We start from the raw sequence: 17,616 nt of genomic DNA on the forward strand, positions 1-17,616 counted from the left end.
ATATGAAATGGTTAGGATTTGGATTATTGTTTAGCGTGTTACAAACCCTGGCTCAGGAAGTAGACTGGTTTACTTTTTATGAGAAATCAGGTTATCTTGAAACACCCAGGTATATTGAAACCATTGATTACTGCAGGCGACTTGCAGATGCATCGCCATGGATCGAATACACCAGCTTTGGTATCAGCCCGCAGGGAAGAGAACTGCCATTGCTGATAGCAGATAAAAACTCCCATTTTAATCCTAAGGAAGTAAGGAAATCAGGAAATATAATATTGCTCGTCCAGGCTTGCATACATCCGGGTGAGTCTGATGGTAAGGATGCCGGGTTGATGTTCTTCAGAGATATGGCTATCAATAAAAAACTTGCCGGACTACTCGACCACGTTACCATCCTGTTCATTCCGATTTTCAATGTTGACGGTCATGAACGTTTTAGCCATTATAATCGCATTAACCAAAATGGCCCTGAAGAGATTGGCTGGCGGACAACAGCGCAGAACCTCAACCTTAACAGGGATTATCTGAAGGCTGATTCACCTGAGATGAAAGCCTGGCTTGACCTGTTCCAGCAATGGCTGCCCGACTTTTTTGTGGATATTCATGTGACAGATGGTGCGGATTATCAGTATGTTATGACATATGATGTGGAAACATCAGGAAATATGGATGTTGCTTTGACAGAATGGACTAAAAAGTCATTCATTCCTGCTTTTGAAGAGGGAATGGATAAATCCGGATATCTGGCATTTCCTTATGTCGCCTTCCGTAAATGGCACGATCCACGCAGCGGCATTATTGACAATGCAGGTTCCCCCAGATTTTCGCAGGGCTATACTGCCGTTCAGAACCGAATCGGCCTGCTGATCGAAAATCATATGCTTAAGAATTATAAAACAAGGGTATCCGGTTCATATGAGGCACTAAAGATTATTTGTGATATACTGAACAGGAATTATATTGAGGTGAAGAGGATGAATTTGCTGGCTGATCAGGCAGTAGCAAATCCTGAATTCCGTGAACAGGAATTTCCTGTCGATTTTAAAACAACGAATGATAGCATTATGGTCGAGTTCAGGGGACTGGAATATGAGGTGGTCAAAAGTGACCTGACTGGCGGTGACTGGTTTAAATACAGCAATATTCCAAAGACATTCCTGATACCCTATTTTAATAGTCATAAGCCAAAAGTCACTGTAAAACTTCCGGAAGCTTATATCATCCCACCTGAATGGAAAGATGTCATCGAGCGGCTGGCATGGCATGGTATATCCTATTCTGTATTAAAAGATGATGCCACCATCAGGATACAATCCTATAAATTTACTGACATTAAATGGAGTAAATCATCTTATGAAGGGAGGTTATCTGTTCAGGTTAAGCCAGTTATCATTGACGATGTGAGGAGCTTTCCTGCCGGATCGGCAATAATTGATATGAATCAGCGTACAGCCAGAGTCATCGCGTATTTGCTGGAACCATCCTCACCTGATTCTTATGTATACTGGGGATTCTTTAATGCCATCTTCGAACAGAAGGAGTATTTTGAAACTTATGTGATGGAAGAGATGGCCCGTAAGATGATAGAAGAAAATCCAGAGTTGAAGGCTGAATTTGATCAGAAAAAGGCCACAGATCCGGATTTTGCCCGAAGCCAGTGGGATATGCTCAATTGGTTTTACAGTAAAACACCTTACTGGGATCAGAAACTAAATATGTATCCGGTGGGAAGAATTGTCGATCGGACTGAGCTTGAGCAATTACTTAAATAAGGGATGTCATTCCTTGTTCAAATTCCAGCAGCCACTTTTTCCTCCATAAACCTCCTCCATAGCCTGTTAAACTGCCATCGCTGCCAATCACACGATGGCAGGGGATGATGATGCTGACCGGATTCTTTCCGTTGGCTGAACCAACTGCACGAATGGATTTTATATCCCCAAGCTGTTTAGCCAGATCCATATAGGAGACGGTCTTACCAAACGGAATTTTCTGAAGTTCCTTCCAGACTTTTAGTTGAAAGGGTGTGCCGGTTAAATTCAGAGGTAATTCAAAGATCTTTCGCTTTCTGGTGAAGTACTCATCAATCTGGTGCATACATATTCTTAAAGCATCAGGTACAGGTTCATTCTTCTTCACTACATCTACAAAGTACAATGAACGTATACCTTTCTGATTACCTGATATTTCGACCATGCCAACAGGGGATTGATAATATGCAGTTAAATACTCATTCATAATACATCTTAATTAAATCAGGTTTTCAATATTTTCAATTTTATACTAAGAATTTCAGGCCTGTTACCGGTCCTTACCTGAGGCCCCCATGTGCCGACACCACATGACACATAGCAATGTGTGTCACCCTTTTTTTTATAACCCCAGCTGAGTTCGTAAATCATTCTTGTGATATAATTCAGCGGCCACATCTGGCCATGATGTGTATGGCCGGAAATGGACAGGTCGGCGCCACAGGTTGCTGCCTGGTCCAATTCAAAAGGTTGGTGATCGAGCAGGATGACTGGGAATGTTTTATCAACGCCCATCATGATCTCGCTTAACTGTCGTCGTGTCTCCCCTGTAAAACGGGATTTATCCCGGTCATCACGACCTACAATATACAACCCGTTTTCGAGCTGGATCCACTCATCCCTCAATACCCTGATGCCATGTTCCTGTAGGTATTGGCATGCAGAGGTCACACCACCTATGTACTCGTGATTACCGGTGATTGCATAGATGCCCAGAGGTGCTTTCAGTTGCTTCAGGCATTCTCCAAGGTCGAACCTGATTACCGGTGCCAGATCCTCATCAACTACATCTCCGGCAAGAAGGATAATATCAGGATTTAGCCTATTGATGCTTTTAACAATTTTTTTTGCCATTCTGCCGGCAACTATATTTCCAAGGTGAATATCGGAGGCAACAGCAATAGTAAGAGATGATAAACCAATAATAGGCTTATTGATAGAAATATCAAGTTTTCTTACACGCGGAATTCTTGCATTTATAAAGCCATAAATAATTATTACCAGAGAGGATGCTGCCGTACCAACAAGAAAATTCCGTTCAAACGACAGGTCATAAGCAAAAGTGTAAGGTACAAATGTCGCCAGGTTCATCAGTTTAATCAGCTTGAGAAGGATTATCCCAAGGAATAAATAGAGCATAACAGCAAACCAGAAAGATCCGATGACCGTTAAAACATCACTGCATTTTGAACACCATAGTCTTCCAAGAATACGGGCAACAGGGTATATAAAAGCCAATGTCCAGAATATCAGTACATAAACCAGATAGACAGTCGTATTTGTGTCAAAAAATCCCTTACCTTGTGCAAAGAGGAAATAATTGATCAGGGTGTAAAGGGCAATGATGAATGCAATAAATATAAGAAATTGTTTGCGCATCTCAACCGGATAATCAGAAACAATCTATCCTATGTATGTCGAATTAATTAATCCTGGGCAACAGTAAGGCATTGAACAATAGTTTATAACTCCCCTGAGATAATCTGTAATCCAGAATTCATAGTGTATATATAATGTTATTAAAATTTCTCATCATATTTGGTCCATAAAAAATCACCTGTTTCCCATGCTTTTTTGACTACCTTATTTCCCCAATCATTGGTATAACCGGTTAAGAAATTTTTTGTTTTCCCCGGATTATTTTGATCATATAAGTCCAGGGCCTGTTGTTCGATTTTTTTCTGGTTGTCGAATAGTTCTTTTTGCCAGGGGTCCCAGGCAGCTTCTACATCATGCCGCATGTCTCCCCATCGTTGTGCGGTGAGGGTTCCAAGATAATTAAATGCCCACCAGGCCGATTCTCTGGTAAAGCCCCTTGCTCTTCCGGGAGTTTTATAGGATTGTGGCAAATCGGTCACACCACAATAAATCGGAATATAAATGGATGTAGCCACATTATCAAGAGCGATCCATGCGACGCCACCTATTTCATCGGGCAGCCAGTCCCTGCACTGTATAATGGTCGCATACATTGTGTACCAGCGGGCTATGGTGCGCTCACCCAGCCAGCCCCAACCACCATTAATTTTAAGCATTTTATTCATGTCATAGGGCATGAAAGGATTAGCCAGTGGAGAAATAACGGTCATTCCTTTTTCATTGGTCACTGTGATATCTTTAGTCATATCGAAGGGTGTGCCTTCGTAATAGTCTTTGAAAATGGTGACGAGTTTCTCAAGGGATACAAGCTGGTCGGGTTTTATTGAGAAGGGAAAGTTTTCGGCATTGGGATCGAGTTTGAGAGAAGGGGCGAGCAGGTCGAAAACGCGCCATTCCCTTCGGCGTGAGGCGAAAGATGTGCGGCTTTCGGGCGCATAGGCATAGCAGAATTCAAACTCCTTTTTTGATGTGCACCATCCGGAGTCTATGGCCATCGTAAAGATGTTTGCTGATGCCATATAATAATCCGGATCATTCAGATTAATCATCCTGATCCTGCTGGCATTGGCATTAACGGCGATATGATCATCCGGAACACGTTGCGCGGCCCATATAGATCCTTTTTTTCCCTTTCCCGGGCCGACAATCTCAAAATGCCATACTTCCTTCTTATCGGCAATTGTAAGATACTCACCGGCGTCGATCCAGCCATATACTGCGGTCAATTCATCTGCCAGTTTTATCGCTTCTCTTGCTGTCGAGCACCGCTCTAACATGATCTGGCACAAGTATTCGCAATCAATAAGGCCATTATCGGATTGTAAAACCTCCCTTCCTCCAAAAGTCGACTCACCTAGGGCAAGCTGATGATCATTAAGGCAGGGATATGCGGTATTGATGAATCCGTTGGTATGTGCTATCTGAGGTATGTCACCGTTTTTGATATACATATAGACCGGCATAGCCATGGTATCGCAGGGAGTACGCTTATAAACAGGGCACAGGCTTCCAGTGCCGTAATTTTTTGCCGGAATGATATCAATCGAAGACTCAGTACGATGGCTATCATCAGTATGAGAAGTAATAACCGAGCCATCAATAGTAGCTGATCTTCCCACTGTAATTGATGTACAGCCATCCGGAAAACCATTCAACCAGTCAGATTTATCAACCTGAGCCTTTAATGGCAGATAATATACAAGAATCAATGATAAAAGACTACAAAAATTTTTTTTCATATTATTATGGATTTTATTTTCTGAGTATTTCCAGTCGAAAAACAAATATAATTAAATTAACATGTTTATGGTTTATCCTTTAAAAAATCACTCAAAATGCAAGCATTTCCAGTTTGATTATTTCATTTAACTTTGCAAAGTTCATAACCATCCTTCCATGAGTGATCAGATCAAACATGAATGCGGTATTGCACTGATCCGTCTTCTTAAACCTCTTGAATTCTACCTGGCCAAGTATGGAACAACCTTATATGGATTTAACATGTTACACCTGCTTATGGAGAAACAACATAACCGTGGACAGGATGGTGCTGGCGTAGCTTGTGTTAAATTTGACCCTGAACCCGGCAATAAATATATCGACAGGATTCGTTCTAATACCGACAGTGCAGTTGATGATATCTTTAAAGAGTTCTATGATAAACTAAACTCAATTAATGAAAAGAACCCTAACCGGTTAAAGGATACTAACTGGTTAAAAAAGAATGTAGAATTTACGGGAGAATTATTATTGGGGCATCTTCGCTATGGAACCTATGGCATGCACAGCATTAAAAACCTGCATCCGGTTCAGCGTTATAATAACTGGATGACAAAAAACCTGGTGCTGGCCGGCAATTTTAACCTGACTAACGTCGATGAGCTCTTTGAAAAGCTGATCAGCTATGGGCAATATCCTATCGAAACCTCTGATACCATCACGATTCTTGAAAAGATCGGTCATAATTTGGATGAAGAAAATGAACATCTCTACCGGAAATTCAAAAGGCAGGGGTATGATAAAAAAGATATCACTGAACAGATTATTAAACAACTGAATATTCAAAAGATACTTAAGAAGGCCTGTGTTACTTGGGATGGGGGCTATGTAATTGCCGGTATGTTCGGGCATGGCGATGCTTTTGTTTTAAGAGATCCTGCGGGAATTCGGCCGGCATACTATTATTATGATGATGAGGTTGCAGTGGTTACATCTGAGCGGCCTGCTATTCAGACCACTTTCAATGTATCTTATGACAAGGTGCAGGAAATCCAACCCGGGCATGCACTGATTATCAAAAAGGGCGGGCAGATAGGTGAATTTCAGTGCATCACACCTGTACGCAAGTCATCCTGCTCATTTGAGCGCATTTATTTCTCACGTGGTACCGATGCGGAGATATATCAGGAACGTAAGAATCTCGGTAAAGCACTATCCCCGGCCATTTTAAAAGCCATCGATTATGATCTGAAAAACACCGTTTTTTCTTACATTCCGAATACTGCCATTGATGCTTTTATTGGCCTGATTGAAGAATTGAACGGGTTTTGTAACCAGGTAAAGAAAGATCAGATTCTCTTGCTCGGACAGAATACTTCATCCGAAAAGCTGGATGAAATTCTTAAACTCAGCCCTCGTATTGAAAAAGTGGCTGTAAAAGATATTAAACTTCGGACCTTTATCACCCAGGATCAGCGAAGAGATGATCTGGTAACCCATGTGTATGATATCACCTATGGTACTGTTAAAAAGAATATTGATAACCTTGTGGTTATCGATGATTCAATTGTTCGCGGGACGACACTAAAACAAAGTATTATACGTATTTTAGATCGCCTGGGGCCTAAAAAGATTATCATAGCTTCTTCAGCACCTCAGATCAGGTACCCGGATTGTTATGGCATCGACATGGCGAAGATCAGTGATTTCATTGCTTTTAATGCAGCCATTGAACTTCTCAAGGAGAAAAATATGTCAAACATTATCAATATGGTATATAAAAAGTCAAAGGAGCAGGAGAAGCTGCCAAAAGAACAGATAGTAAATTATGTCAAGGAAATCTACAAACAATTTTCTGCTGAACAAATTGCTGATAAAATATCGGGAATGCTTACCACACCGGGGCTGAATGCCAAAGTGCAAATCATATATCAAACCATCGATGATCTTCACCATGCTTGTCCAAATCACACAGGTGACTGGTATTTTACAGGTAATTATCCGACACCTGGAGGAAATAAAGTGGTCAATACAGCCTTTATCAATTATATAGAGGGGCGGAATGTCAGGGCTTATTAAAACCTGTTGTCCTGAAGATGAGATTAAACTAATTCTTCAAACGCCTGGTTGATCTGTGCGGCAATAACGATAAATTCTTCTTTTGACAGTTGTAAGGGTTGACGTTTAAAGTCCATATCATCCATGCTATTTAAAGGTATAAGATGGATATGAGCATGAGGTATTTCCAAACCGACAACAGCCATCCCGACTCTTTGACAATCAATAACCTTTTCAAGTGATTTGGCTAGACGTTTTGAAAAGACGAGCATTTTTTTGTAAAGTTCGTCATTGAGATCAAAGAGGTAGTCTATTTCAGTTTTGGTTACTATCAGCGTGTGCCCTTTTGCCAGGGGATGAATATCGAGGAATGCAAAAAAATAGTCATCCTCAGCAACTTTATAGGAAGGGATTTCGCCATTTACGATTTTAGAAAATATGGTTGCCATATATCATCCGATTTAATGTACATCCAAATATAATGAAATTATCGTGAGATTTCGATGATCTCGAAAATGATTTTACCGGCAGGCACGATGATTTCAACTTTATCTCCCACTGTTTTCCCCAATAATCCCCTTGCAATTGGTGAATTTATAGAAATTTTACCTGTTTTAACATCAGCTTCATTTTCAGGTACCAGGGTATAGGTCATGATGGCATTGTTTTTCAGGTTCTTTAGTTTGATTTTTGATAAGATAAGCACTTTGGAATCATCCATTTTAGATTCATCAATAATTCTGGCGTTCAGTAGCACTTCTTTAAGTTTGGCTATCTTCATTTCCAGCATCTCCTGAGCATTTTTAGCTGCATCATATTCAGCGTTTTCGCTGAGATCGCCTTTATCTCTTGCCTCAGCGATAAGTTTGGAAATAGCAGGGCGTTCAACAGTGACCAGGTGTTCCAGTTCATCCTTCAGTTTTTTTAATCCCTGGGTGGTATAGTATTTAATTTCAGCCATTTTAAAATGAATTATTTTTAAGTAAACGGATAAAACAACAAAAAGACCCAGAAAGGGTCTTTTAAAAAGTTCAGAAAAAATATCCGGATTTTAAAGAATCTTTTTCACTATAAATTGAGTCGGATTCCGATTCTATGGACTCCCTCGAAGGGTTCCGTATCCGTATATGAATAGTCAACAGCGAAATTTGTTCCTTTTTCTTTGTTAAAAGGTACCTGAACAGAAAAACCAGCGCTGGGACCTGTAAAAACCGTGTCTCTGTTTGCGTCCTCGGTTATCCCGTCTTCATATGTGTAAGCACCTCTGAGCATCAGATACGATTTGAGCGAAAATTCCATTCCAAGGGTAACCTGATCTTTTGTAAAGGCATTGGATATAAAGTTACCGGCAAAAGTCAGGCGGTAGTCACCTGCAAAGTTTATATCATAAGCCGCACCAATATTGAGTTGGGATGGCAACTGGTATTTTGCTGCACGCTGTTCTACTGTAAACTGGCTTTCCTGGCCAGGGAGAAGTGTTCGGATCGATAGGCCATCACCCGAATATTTCATCGTAGGTCCCCAGTTTTTTAATGTAATACCGAAGTGAACATTTTCGGTCTCTCCTGTAACATACTGTATGCCAGCATCAATGGCAATTCCCTGGGCTGACATGTCGGAAATACTTTCGGAGATAATTTTGATCTGCATTCCGCCATATATGCTGTTTGAGAAAATCCTGGCATATGACAGGGAAATGTTCATCAGGCTGGGAGAGAAATTTCCAATGCCACCTTCAGGCAAATCAACAGTTGTGATAGGAATATCTCCAAACATCATCGACATTACAGCAAGGCCCAGAACACCTGATTCACCGATCTTCTGGTTTAATCCAAATGCAAAGACATTGATTTCCGAACCTTTGAGCCATTGAGTATGGTTGAAGGCGATTTCGGTTCTTTGTGTAAATGCTGTTCCAGCCACATTGATAAACATGGATTCCACACCACGGACATTAGACGTGCTTGCATTGCCCCATCCAGCGCTTCGTCCCCATGGGTTAATCAATAATTCTGATGCACCAGCCTCTCCTGACCTGTCTTTATTCCCTGCAAACAGATCAGGGTCGGTGGAGGCAAAAAACCCAATCAACAGAACCACTGCGAGACATTTGATATATTTTTTCATCGTATAACGGTTTATAATTTTATAATCGAATTCTTTACGTTTTATAATGATATATTAGTCTTTTATCAGAATGCATTAAAGTCGGGAGCCCTTAATGAACCAAACCACTTGATCACCCGTTCACCCACACCATTAGCCTTTATATGAATCAAATAAATCCCGCTGGCAATAGGAATACCCGCATGATTCTTCAAATCCCAGTCAATAGAAGTCTTCGTTTCATCCTTAGTGAATTGCCGTATCAGCGTTCCACTCATATTGTAAATGGTAACCGTACATTTCTGTGGTAAATTGACAATTTTAATGCGGTTATCCAGCTGGTCGGTTTCATATGGTGCATACCCATAGTAAGGATTCGGAACTACATTGATCAGGTCAAGATCACTTTTAGCTTTTTCCATATTGTTGGCTGTAGTAGCAATTCCTTCAGTACTAAAAGAATAGGCCGGATAATAGCGGTTATACTTGATGTCGTCCGGGAGAATGTATGTGGAAGAATCCGGCATATATAATGTGTCCTGAAGATCGGTTGAGAAGTATCTGAAATAGGGCTTAGCTACCAATATGCGGATCGTCACATCATTCGACAGCCATTCCTGACCTTCTATAGCCAAAGGTATATTAACCCACATGCAACTCGAGTAAATGAAATCCCTTTTGAATAGTGTGGTGATAGGTATAGCTTCCCTGAGTCTTCTGCCTGCATCATAGGCAGGAACATCATAGCTTGGATCGGTTTGTCCACTGAATGAAAACTTGCCTTTGGTATGGGCAAATACATAAATATAATGTTTACCTCCGAAGATCGCCTTGAGGTTCAAAGGATCAGTGAAGTCCCACATGCGTGAGGAAGGATTCCATTTCATGTCGCGGCCATTGTTACCAACGAGCCATGAATCTTCGCTGAATACAATATTCAAACGTTCGCCGGTTTCCAGGTTAATGGCATATCCCGGGAACCATCCCATACCTGTTGGGCAAATGTAATTAGGATCATCCGGATTATTACTTGTATCAGCAAGTGCTGTCGGAGGAACAGGATTGCCATCTTTATCAACCGATGGAGCTGACCTGATATCGAATTGTCTGGCATTATTTTCTGACAGGGTAGGATCAGGGCACATCTCAATGACAGGGCTACGTGACCATTTGGATTTATCGGATGTAATAACAAGTTGGATGCTGGCCAGATCAGCCATTCTCATGTTATCCTTCGACCTGTTATTATCACCACCATAGGCAGGACCGGCAGAATTCTGGATATGGGATGCACACAGGTTATAGGGTGCCCAGGTACCCATTAATATGGTTTCATAGGCGCCGTCCGGGTCAAATGCTTGTCCGATCGGTGTGCCACTGCTTCCGACCTGAAGTCTCCAGTCATTATAGGCGGAGTTGTCAGGGTCGGTGAACGCACCGGCACGTATCCAGTTAGAAGCATACGGATAATCATCATCAGGAACGCCGGCTAACCAGCGCCGTGAACTATCTGCGTAAATCATACTGGCTTCAATCAAGCCATTGTTTGTTTCCAAAGGAACATATATGGGAGATTGCGTGTTCCCACTTGTCGTCTGCCCGACCTGGTACGTTCCGGGGTAATATACCTGGCTTAAGGTCACTGAAAGTCCCAGATCAAGGAAAAGCTGTTCATTTGGATATGAAATAACTGTATCTGATTTATAAACTTTTCCGGATGATTCGTCAACCAGCATCCAGCGGCAGATCCATTTGCTTGCTGTATCACCATCGGTATTCGGGACGCCGGTAATATTATAGAACCTGACAAGGTATAACGAATCAAATAAAATTTTAAAAGTGCCGGTTTTCACATTCAATGGGTCAATAACACGCACTTCAACAGGACCTGAACCCGCTTCATATTCGGGTGTATAATTAATCGGATAATCACTTTTACCATATACATTGGGATTTATCGTATCGGTGATATCATATGGTGGCTGAGCAAGTATCTTCTCGATGCTGGCCTGGGTCATGATCAGTCTGTTGCCTCCATTACCCTGGCCGGCAAGACGTGTAACCTTCGGGATGTCACCATATTGTGAGTTGGCCTTGATATCGCCGACCTGAATGTGTGGAATAGCGGTATACATTTTAATATTTTTACGTCCTGCAAGATAAGGTTCTTTTTGCCCATCAAGGCCGCTGACAGGTGGATCCTGTGCTCCCGGATCCTGGGAGTACTTCATAAATTGATTATAGCCATATGCCAAAGCTATATAATAATATTGTTTATGATTAACCAAAGCTTCGCCGGTAAAGGCATCCTCGGTGATAGTGAAAGAATGAACAATGCCTCCGTCAGCGCCATTGACCTCCTCAACCGGAACGTTTGCTCCCAGGGCCTGGTCAAAATGAAAATTAACAAGTTGAGTAACGCTATTTTGCACATCACACTGAAAAACCTGACGGGCCAATATGGGATCGAAGAGATCTGCAACAGAAACACTGGCATTGGCCAGTTGAAACACCTGATATCCTTCGAATCTGTATGTCGAGTCATACCTTTCGTCAGGACCGAGCGAATCCGGGCTCTTGATGTTAGGATCGATCTCTTTATAGGATTCGTTGAAGTTGTTACCAACATCATTGGTTTTCCGGTTGGTGATATAGAATATCAATGACTTGTCGACTTCACGGATAGTCAGGTCTGGTGCATTCGGACCACTGACGACCTGGAAACAGTTATCAAACAGAGACTGGCATTGATCATCGACGACTCGTAATAATTCCACGGAAGCCCAGGGTCCTCCGGAGCCTGCTCTGGCCCAGGGGATCCCGACTGTGATATAATTGACCGCTCCGGGTTCAAGGCGGAATGGGCCTGCCGATTGCATAAAACGGCGGTCCTGGGGATTATTATTTGCAGTTACCTCAGTCCAGTATACAGGTCCATTGGGTGGATTTCCGGCGGTGCTCCAGAAGCAGGGATCCGAATCACCAGGGAACATGAAGTCACATTGGGGACCATAAGCACCTGCTGTCCTATGGGCATTGCCGCCATATTCCATTCGGGTGCCATCTCTCCATATGCCTCTGAGGAAATTATAGTACTCAGGAGCATAGGCTGGGTCAAACATATAAGGGGGAACACCGGAGTTGCTGTTATTGTGATACACAAACCTCCGCATACCAAAACGTTCATTGTCGACAATACCATCGCCAAAGTTCACCCCGTTAATAGCCATTTGGTCAAGAGTGTCAGGGCTTTTAATAATTTCGCAATTGCTGCCTGTAAATTTTGGATTGTCTTTTCCATCCGGGTCCATATAAGGTCCCTGGAAAAAGTCAACGCCGATAGCCGGGGGCTGGTTTCCATAAGCCCAGGCTTGTCCTGTGCCATCAGCAGCACGGCCATTGTAACAATAACCCAATCCCCGTAATACGTCGCAACCAACATAGTCGTCATTTGCATAACCCAGGTCGGTGTCAACCCATTGGCTGAAATATGTATCCCTTAAAACAAAAGTGGACCTATTGATGATTTCATAGCTATAGAACGACATGTTATTGATTTGATCGTTGGTGGCGAATGCAAAAGCTTGTCCACGGATTTCAACACCAATAGGATCCCCTTCCGTTTCAGTATGAATATTTCCTTTATCATTAAAGACCCACCACAAGGTCTGGTCGCCTTTGATGACCTGGTCAGCGAGGATACCTATACCTTCCATAGGTCTAATATCGCTTTTACACAAAGCGTTGGTAACGTCATAATATGGGTAGTCTCCCTGGTTAGGATCATATTCTCCATTCTGATCACGGTCGAAAAAGGGAGCAAGATAGTAGCTCTGGTTTCTGGATACATCACCATGTGCAGGCCAATCCTTGATTTCGGGAGGGATTGTATAATTTGGATAGTCTTTTTTATTATCCCACCAGGCAAGGTATTCATCTATCATTTTGCGTGTCATTGGGAATAATTTATCCCATTTGGAGCATTCGTCGGCTGTAATAGCTGCTGTACCATCCACTGTAAGTGGTCCGGGCCAATAATCGTTACCTCCACCGAAGTTAGGTCCCTGGCGATACCGGAGAGCAGCCAGTTTCAACTGGTCGTTAACGTCGATACCACCCAGCCAGAGTGAAGCCGAGAACATGGACATTTTACCGGATCCTTTGGGTATCTCATAATCAGCCACTTCAAAATTCCACCACATGTCGCCACCGGTATTAATACGTGTTCTGATATTATTAATGTCCATATATTTAAAACCGGCCCCAGGTAAACATCCCGAAGCTGTAGACTTCAGTTGTGCTGTACGTTTTTGGCCTGATGGGACAGGCACTTTATCAGCATAACAAGTACCGTAAATGAGGATACCGGCCAAACATATCAGAAGATAACGGAGTATGCTTTTCATATCTATATATTTTATGATTTTCGTGTTATTATCGATTAAAAGTTGAAGCTAATGCCAAACCGTATCTGGCGGGGTGAACTATAATTATAAGGATTTGCTACAGCCATGGAGTACATATCCCGGTATGATTCAGCATTCAATTGCTGGTTGATCTGTGTTTGCCATTCAGCTGCAGAGAGATAGCCATCATCATCAGGATTTCCAGTAGCAGCGTATACACCCATTACATTCTTCGAATTCAGGACATTCAGAATCTGGAAGAAGACATTCAGGTAGGCATTTTTAGCGTTGTCACCTTTACCCATTGCAAAGCCAAAGTCTCTGTCGATTCTCATATCAATCCTGAATTGCCAGGGAAGACGTGAGCCATTGATAGAGCCTTTGATGGCTCTGCCGGCAGTACTGATCAATGACGGATAAATAGTAGCTGATCTGGTATAGGGTGTGCCGGATCCGCCAAACATAGTAACATTAATTCCTGTATTCTGGAGCCAGTAAATATTCTTGGTTTTACCGGTCTTTTTTGAAGTTTTGGATGTCACAGGCCCGTTATATTCGTTCCCTTCACCCCAGCGGTAGTCGAGAGAAATATTAATCCTGTGTCTCTGGTCAATATCTAATGGATTGAGAGTTCTGAGATTTGGCTGTCCGGAACGGATAAAAGCGGCAGCTGTATTTGGGTCGGAACCGGTGCCATCTGCAAACTGCAAGGTATAGCTGGCCCTCAACCTGGCATTGGCTGTGCGTCTGAGATCATACGTTACCGTCAATCCCTTGATTGTACCGAAGTCAAGATTATTCCAGGAATAATAAGTCTTCGGGTAAGCGCCTGTGAATCGATAACTCTGTATCTGGTCTCTGACTTCACGGTAAAATGCCGAGAGGTTAATGGATGAAGAGGCACTCAGCTTCTGCTGGAATCCAAGTTCATAATCAATGGTTTTTTCAGGCTTGAGATTAGGATTATTAATGGTTGGATTACTCCGCACGGGCCAGAAATAATAGTCGGTGGGAGTGGAAAAAAAGTTACTGGTTGGCCGCTGTGTTAAAATATCATAGTGAGCATAGAACAATGCCTCATCTGAAATAGGGAAAGAGAAAGCAATTCTGGGCATCACATTGATTGACGGATCATAGTCGGCAAATGCCCCTCCGCTGACAACCTGATTGTCGGGATTTACAAGGTAAGGCGATATGCCGTTGCCGACGTCAAGGGATTCCTCAGGGTCAACAACAACAGCTCCCTGGGCATTATACCACACATTACCATTTCTGTATCCCGTTATAGTCGTCGGGTTATTCACATTGTCGACATATACGATATAGTCGGAACCCATATTTGACGGGTGTAATCCCAAGTCATTGACTTCTTTCACCGTTTTGGCTTCATAAAGCAGATAAGGATCCTTTAACACTTTCTGGTTGGCATCGAAACGGTCAACACGGACGCCAACATTGAAAATCAGATCCTTGAATGCAAAGACATCCTGCAGATATCCAGCCATATAAATCGGTTCATAGGCACCGATATCCCTGGAATAATTCCCATTGGCGTCTTTTTTAGTAAAGAAATCTTCAAAACTGGGACGGGTAGTCAGTTTATTACCATAAGCATCGTAACCATAATAGGCGACAATCTGATCGCCGTCATTAAGTAGTTCATCCGGGCTGAACATGTTGATATTCAGGCCACCATCAATATATGCCAACCGGTGGTTTCCTTCTTTATCATAGTAATAAATTGAATTGGTATTCGGATCATAAGAATCAACGTCAATCCAATCAGTGCCGTCGACAGCCAATCCCATTTTAGCCCGGATGCTTTTATCGAAGTAGTATTGGGTTTGTGGGTCATATCTGCGGTAATAATTTATAGTATCCTGGAACACTCCCTCAAGGTAAACGGGCATAGGATTAGCGAGGTCAAGCTCCCTGATGTGCCAGTTGGTGAAACCGCGCATCACTGTCCATAAGCCTGTAGGGCCGATATTCCAGCCACTGTAGCTTCTTTGCTGATATTGAATGCCGAATTGAAGGGCATGGTTGCCGATGTCGGCCGATCCTAACACATCAATACCTATCTGTGCTGATTCATTTTTTCCGAATCCTGTCTGGAGGGTACCGACATTTGCATAAAGTCCATAAATGTTATCGGGTCCGCGGCCATTGATCAGGCCACCCTCACCGGTGACCACTGCTTCCTGGTTATAGATATTCTGATGCATTTCATAATACTGTGTAGTATAATTTGCCAGAATAGAGTTGATTTCCGACCTTTCAAAAGCAAACAGGGTATCCTGGAAATTATTCATCAGGTGGGCGTAAAGACCCGCGACAGAGTCGTATTCAAGGGTAGGTGTATAGGACTTGATTTTGTATGTTGTAAATTTCCCTATGTAACCGTAATTAAAGAAATTCTCCAGATGGTCGGCATCTTCGCTTTTTCCAGTGACTTTAGAGTAGTCGGCCTGAATAGTATAAAAGACATTCTTGATTTTGGATTTACTGTCGCTTTCGGTTGGGAAGCGTTGTGTGAATTTTCCAAAGACCCTCCAGGTCATATTTTGGTATGACCCATTTCTGTCGTAATTGGTGAGGGAATGATAATAATTGAAGCCATGGCCGCTGTTATAGCTCAATGTGCCTCCGAATGACAGGTTGATATTTGGTCCTGTCCTGACGTCCAGTTTTGCAGTTACATTGGCGCCGAGATTGGAGGAATTGAGGGTTGTATTAATATGTGTTAAATCAGATTTAGTAAGAAAGAGTGATTCATAATATGTTCCATAACCTAAACCTGTAGGGCGGAGAGGCCTGGTTTCAAGCTGGGCCTGTTTGTCATCGTTAACCTTATAAAGGCCTTCGGTTGATGGAGCGCCGTCCTTATTATATATGACGTCACCGGCGATAAAATAACCCAGAAGGGAAACGGGATTTTTTGGGTCTTTACTTTTAATGAGAGGTCCGTTAAGATTCAATCCGACACGGTTAGATCCATAATAGTCGAGGTATTGTGAAGTCTGCGCCTCGATGCCCATGCCGAAAATTCTGGAGGGTCCCTTGGTTGTAACATTGATAATACCTCCTGTAGCATCACCATATTGTGCCGAGATACCGCCAAGGACAACCGATACCTGGTCGATAGCAGATTCGGGGAGTGCAGATGAACCAGTTACACGGATACCGTCAATATAGGTGACAGTATTATCGGAACGCTGACCACGGATACTTCCGACTTCTCCGTCTCTGGAGAAGACACCACCCACCGTGGTAGCAACAGCGGCTGCAGAACGGTTGGGCATTTTGGCAATTTCTTCGGACGTCACCGTGGCCCCTGATGAAGTCTGGTCCTTGTTGATAAGAGGGACTTTGTAATCGACAACTTCAAATGTCTCAAGGGTAGTCGCAGTTACTTCCATCTCAATGTCATTGAATGTGATTTTATCAGCCCTGACATTGACACCAGTGATCTTCATGGGTCTAAATCCGACATAGGTGGCTTTGACATCATAAGTGCCGGGGATAATGGGCTTAATCGTGTAATTCCCTTCAAAGTCGGATGTTGCACCCCCCTTCTGTGCGCCTGCAACTTCAATAATAATATTGCAAAAAGGAATAGGTTCTTTAGTGTCTCTGTTGATAACCTTTCCCTTTAGTGTCCCTGATTGTGAAAAGGCTAACAGGCTCGCACCTAATAAAAAGCAAAAAGTAAAGAGTAAATTTCTCATCATATCAGTTGGTATTATTTTTTATGCAAAAATTTTGGAACCATTGAGAGCCGGTAAAGTTAATAATAAAAATATTTTTCAACCAAAATATTTTAGTCACGAGTTTCAAAAAACCACCAAATTGTCTGAAAAATATATTCGTTTCACCTGCTATATTCAGCTGGTGAGGACTTGAACACTTCATGTTTA

Annotated in this window: 10 protein-coding genes; 2 read left to right on the forward strand and 8 right to left on the reverse strand. The window is 42.4% G+C overall.

Annotation, left to right across the window (positions count from 1 at the left end):
- The first annotated feature begins 2 nt into the window (after nt 1-2).
- Nucleotides 3-1,772 carry a M14 family metallopeptidase gene (locus NT175_09095; protein MCX6234859.1) on the forward strand — a complete coding sequence of 590 codons (1,770 nt, stop codon included), beginning with the start codon at nt 3-5 and terminating at the stop codon, nt 1,770-1,772.
- Here the strand turns inward: NT175_09095 and NT175_09100 are convergent.
- The 3 genes from NT175_09100 to NT175_09110 all read right to left on the reverse strand — a co-directional run bounded on the left by NT175_09100 (nt 1,765) and on the right by NT175_09110 (nt 5,149).
- Complete coding sequence (locus NT175_09100; GenBank protein ID MCX6234860.1) at nt 1,765-2,238, reverse strand: methylated-DNA--[protein]-cysteine S-methyltransferase; 474 nt, start codon at nt 2,236-2,238, stop codon at nt 1,765-1,767. The genes NT175_09095 and NT175_09100 overlap by 8 nt on opposite strands.
- A 17-nt stretch (nt 2,239-2,255) precedes the next feature.
- Nucleotides 2,256-3,410, reverse strand: coding sequence for a metallophosphoesterase (locus NT175_09105; GenBank protein ID MCX6234861.1), 1,155 nt, complete (start codon nt 3,408-3,410; stop codon nt 2,256-2,258).
- A gap of 140 nt (nt 3,411-3,550) precedes the next feature.
- On the reverse strand, nt 3,551-5,149 hold the full coding sequence (locus NT175_09110; protein ID MCX6234862.1) for a C69 family dipeptidase: 1,599 nt from the start codon (nt 5,147-5,149) through the stop codon (nt 3,551-3,553).
- Between the two features lie 157 nt (nt 5,150-5,306).
- On the opposite strand from NT175_09110, the gene NT175_09115 reads away from it, so the two are divergent.
- A complete protein-coding gene (locus NT175_09115; protein ID MCX6234863.1) occupies nt 5,307-7,208 on the forward strand; it encodes an amidophosphoribosyltransferase in 1,902 nt (633 codons plus the stop codon).
- Nucleotides 7,209-7,231: 23 nt separating this feature from the next.
- Here NT175_09115 and NT175_09120 read toward each other — a convergent pair whose 3' ends face one another.
- The 5 genes from NT175_09120 to NT175_09140 all read right to left on the reverse strand — a co-directional run bounded on the left by NT175_09120 (nt 7,232) and on the right by NT175_09140 (nt 17,430).
- On the reverse strand, nt 7,232-7,636 hold the full coding sequence (locus NT175_09120; protein MCX6234864.1) for an HIT family protein: 405 nt from the start codon (nt 7,634-7,636) through the stop codon (nt 7,232-7,234).
- Nucleotides 7,637-7,674: 38 nt separating this feature from the next.
- The gene (gene greA, locus NT175_09125) at nt 7,675-8,148 is read right to left on the reverse strand and encodes a transcription elongation factor GreA (protein ID MCX6234865.1); all 474 of its coding nucleotides are present in this window, start codon (nt 8,146-8,148) and stop codon (nt 7,675-7,677) included.
- 107 nt (nt 8,149-8,255) lie between these two features.
- Nucleotides 8,256-9,314 carry a PorV/PorQ family protein gene (locus NT175_09130; GenBank protein ID MCX6234866.1) on the reverse strand — a complete coding sequence of 353 codons (1,059 nt, stop codon included), beginning with the start codon at nt 9,312-9,314 and terminating at the stop codon, nt 8,256-8,258.
- A 65-nt stretch (nt 9,315-9,379) separates the two neighbouring features.
- A complete protein-coding gene (locus tag NT175_09135) occupies nt 9,380-13,699 on the reverse strand; it encodes a T9SS type A sorting domain-containing protein (protein MCX6234867.1) in 4,320 nt (1,439 codons plus the stop codon).
- A 35-nt stretch (nt 13,700-13,734) separates the two neighbouring features.
- Nucleotides 13,735-17,430, reverse strand: coding sequence for a carboxypeptidase-like regulatory domain-containing protein (locus tag NT175_09140; GenBank protein ID MCX6234868.1), 3,696 nt, complete (start codon nt 17,428-17,430; stop codon nt 13,735-13,737).
- Between the last annotated feature and the right edge of the window lie 186 nt (nt 17,431-17,616).

This window comes from Bacteroidota bacterium (assembly GCA_026391695.1).
Classification (GTDB): Bacteria; Bacteroidota; Bacteroidia; order Bacteroidales; family JAGONC01; genus JAPLDP01.

What these genes read in the sequence shown, in the direction of transcription:
- NT175_09095 (MCX6234859.1), top strand. Translation starts at nt 3, where the DNA reads ATGAAATGGTTAGGATTTGGATTATTGTTTAGCGTGTTACAAACCCTG.
- NT175_09100 (MCX6234860.1), bottom strand. Translation starts at nt 2,238, where the DNA reads ATGAATGAGTATTTAACTGCATATTATCAATCCCCTGTTGGCATGGTC.
- NT175_09105 (MCX6234861.1), bottom strand. Translation starts at nt 3,410, where the DNA reads ATGCGCAAACAATTTCTTATATTTATTGCATTCATCATTGCCCTTTAC.
- NT175_09110 (MCX6234862.1), bottom strand. Translation starts at nt 5,149, where the DNA reads ATGAAAAAAAATTTTTGTAGTCTTTTATCATTGATTCTTGTATATTAT.
- NT175_09115 (MCX6234863.1), top strand. Translation starts at nt 5,307, where the DNA reads ATGAGTGATCAGATCAAACATGAATGCGGTATTGCACTGATCCGTCTT.
- NT175_09120 (MCX6234864.1), bottom strand. Translation starts at nt 7,636, where the DNA reads ATGGCAACCATATTTTCTAAAATCGTAAATGGCGAAATCCCTTCCTAT.
- greA (MCX6234865.1), bottom strand. Translation starts at nt 8,148, where the DNA reads ATGGCTGAAATTAAATACTATACCACCCAGGGATTAAAAAAACTGAAG.
- NT175_09130 (MCX6234866.1), bottom strand. Translation starts at nt 9,314, where the DNA reads ATGAAAAAATATATCAAATGTCTCGCAGTGGTTCTGTTGATTGGGTTT.
- NT175_09135 (MCX6234867.1), bottom strand. Translation starts at nt 13,699, where the DNA reads ATGAAAAGCATACTCCGTTATCTTCTGATATGTTTGGCCGGTATCCTC.
- NT175_09140 (MCX6234868.1), bottom strand. Translation starts at nt 17,430, where the DNA reads ATGATGAGAAATTTACTCTTTACTTTTTGCTTTTTATTAGGTGCGAGC.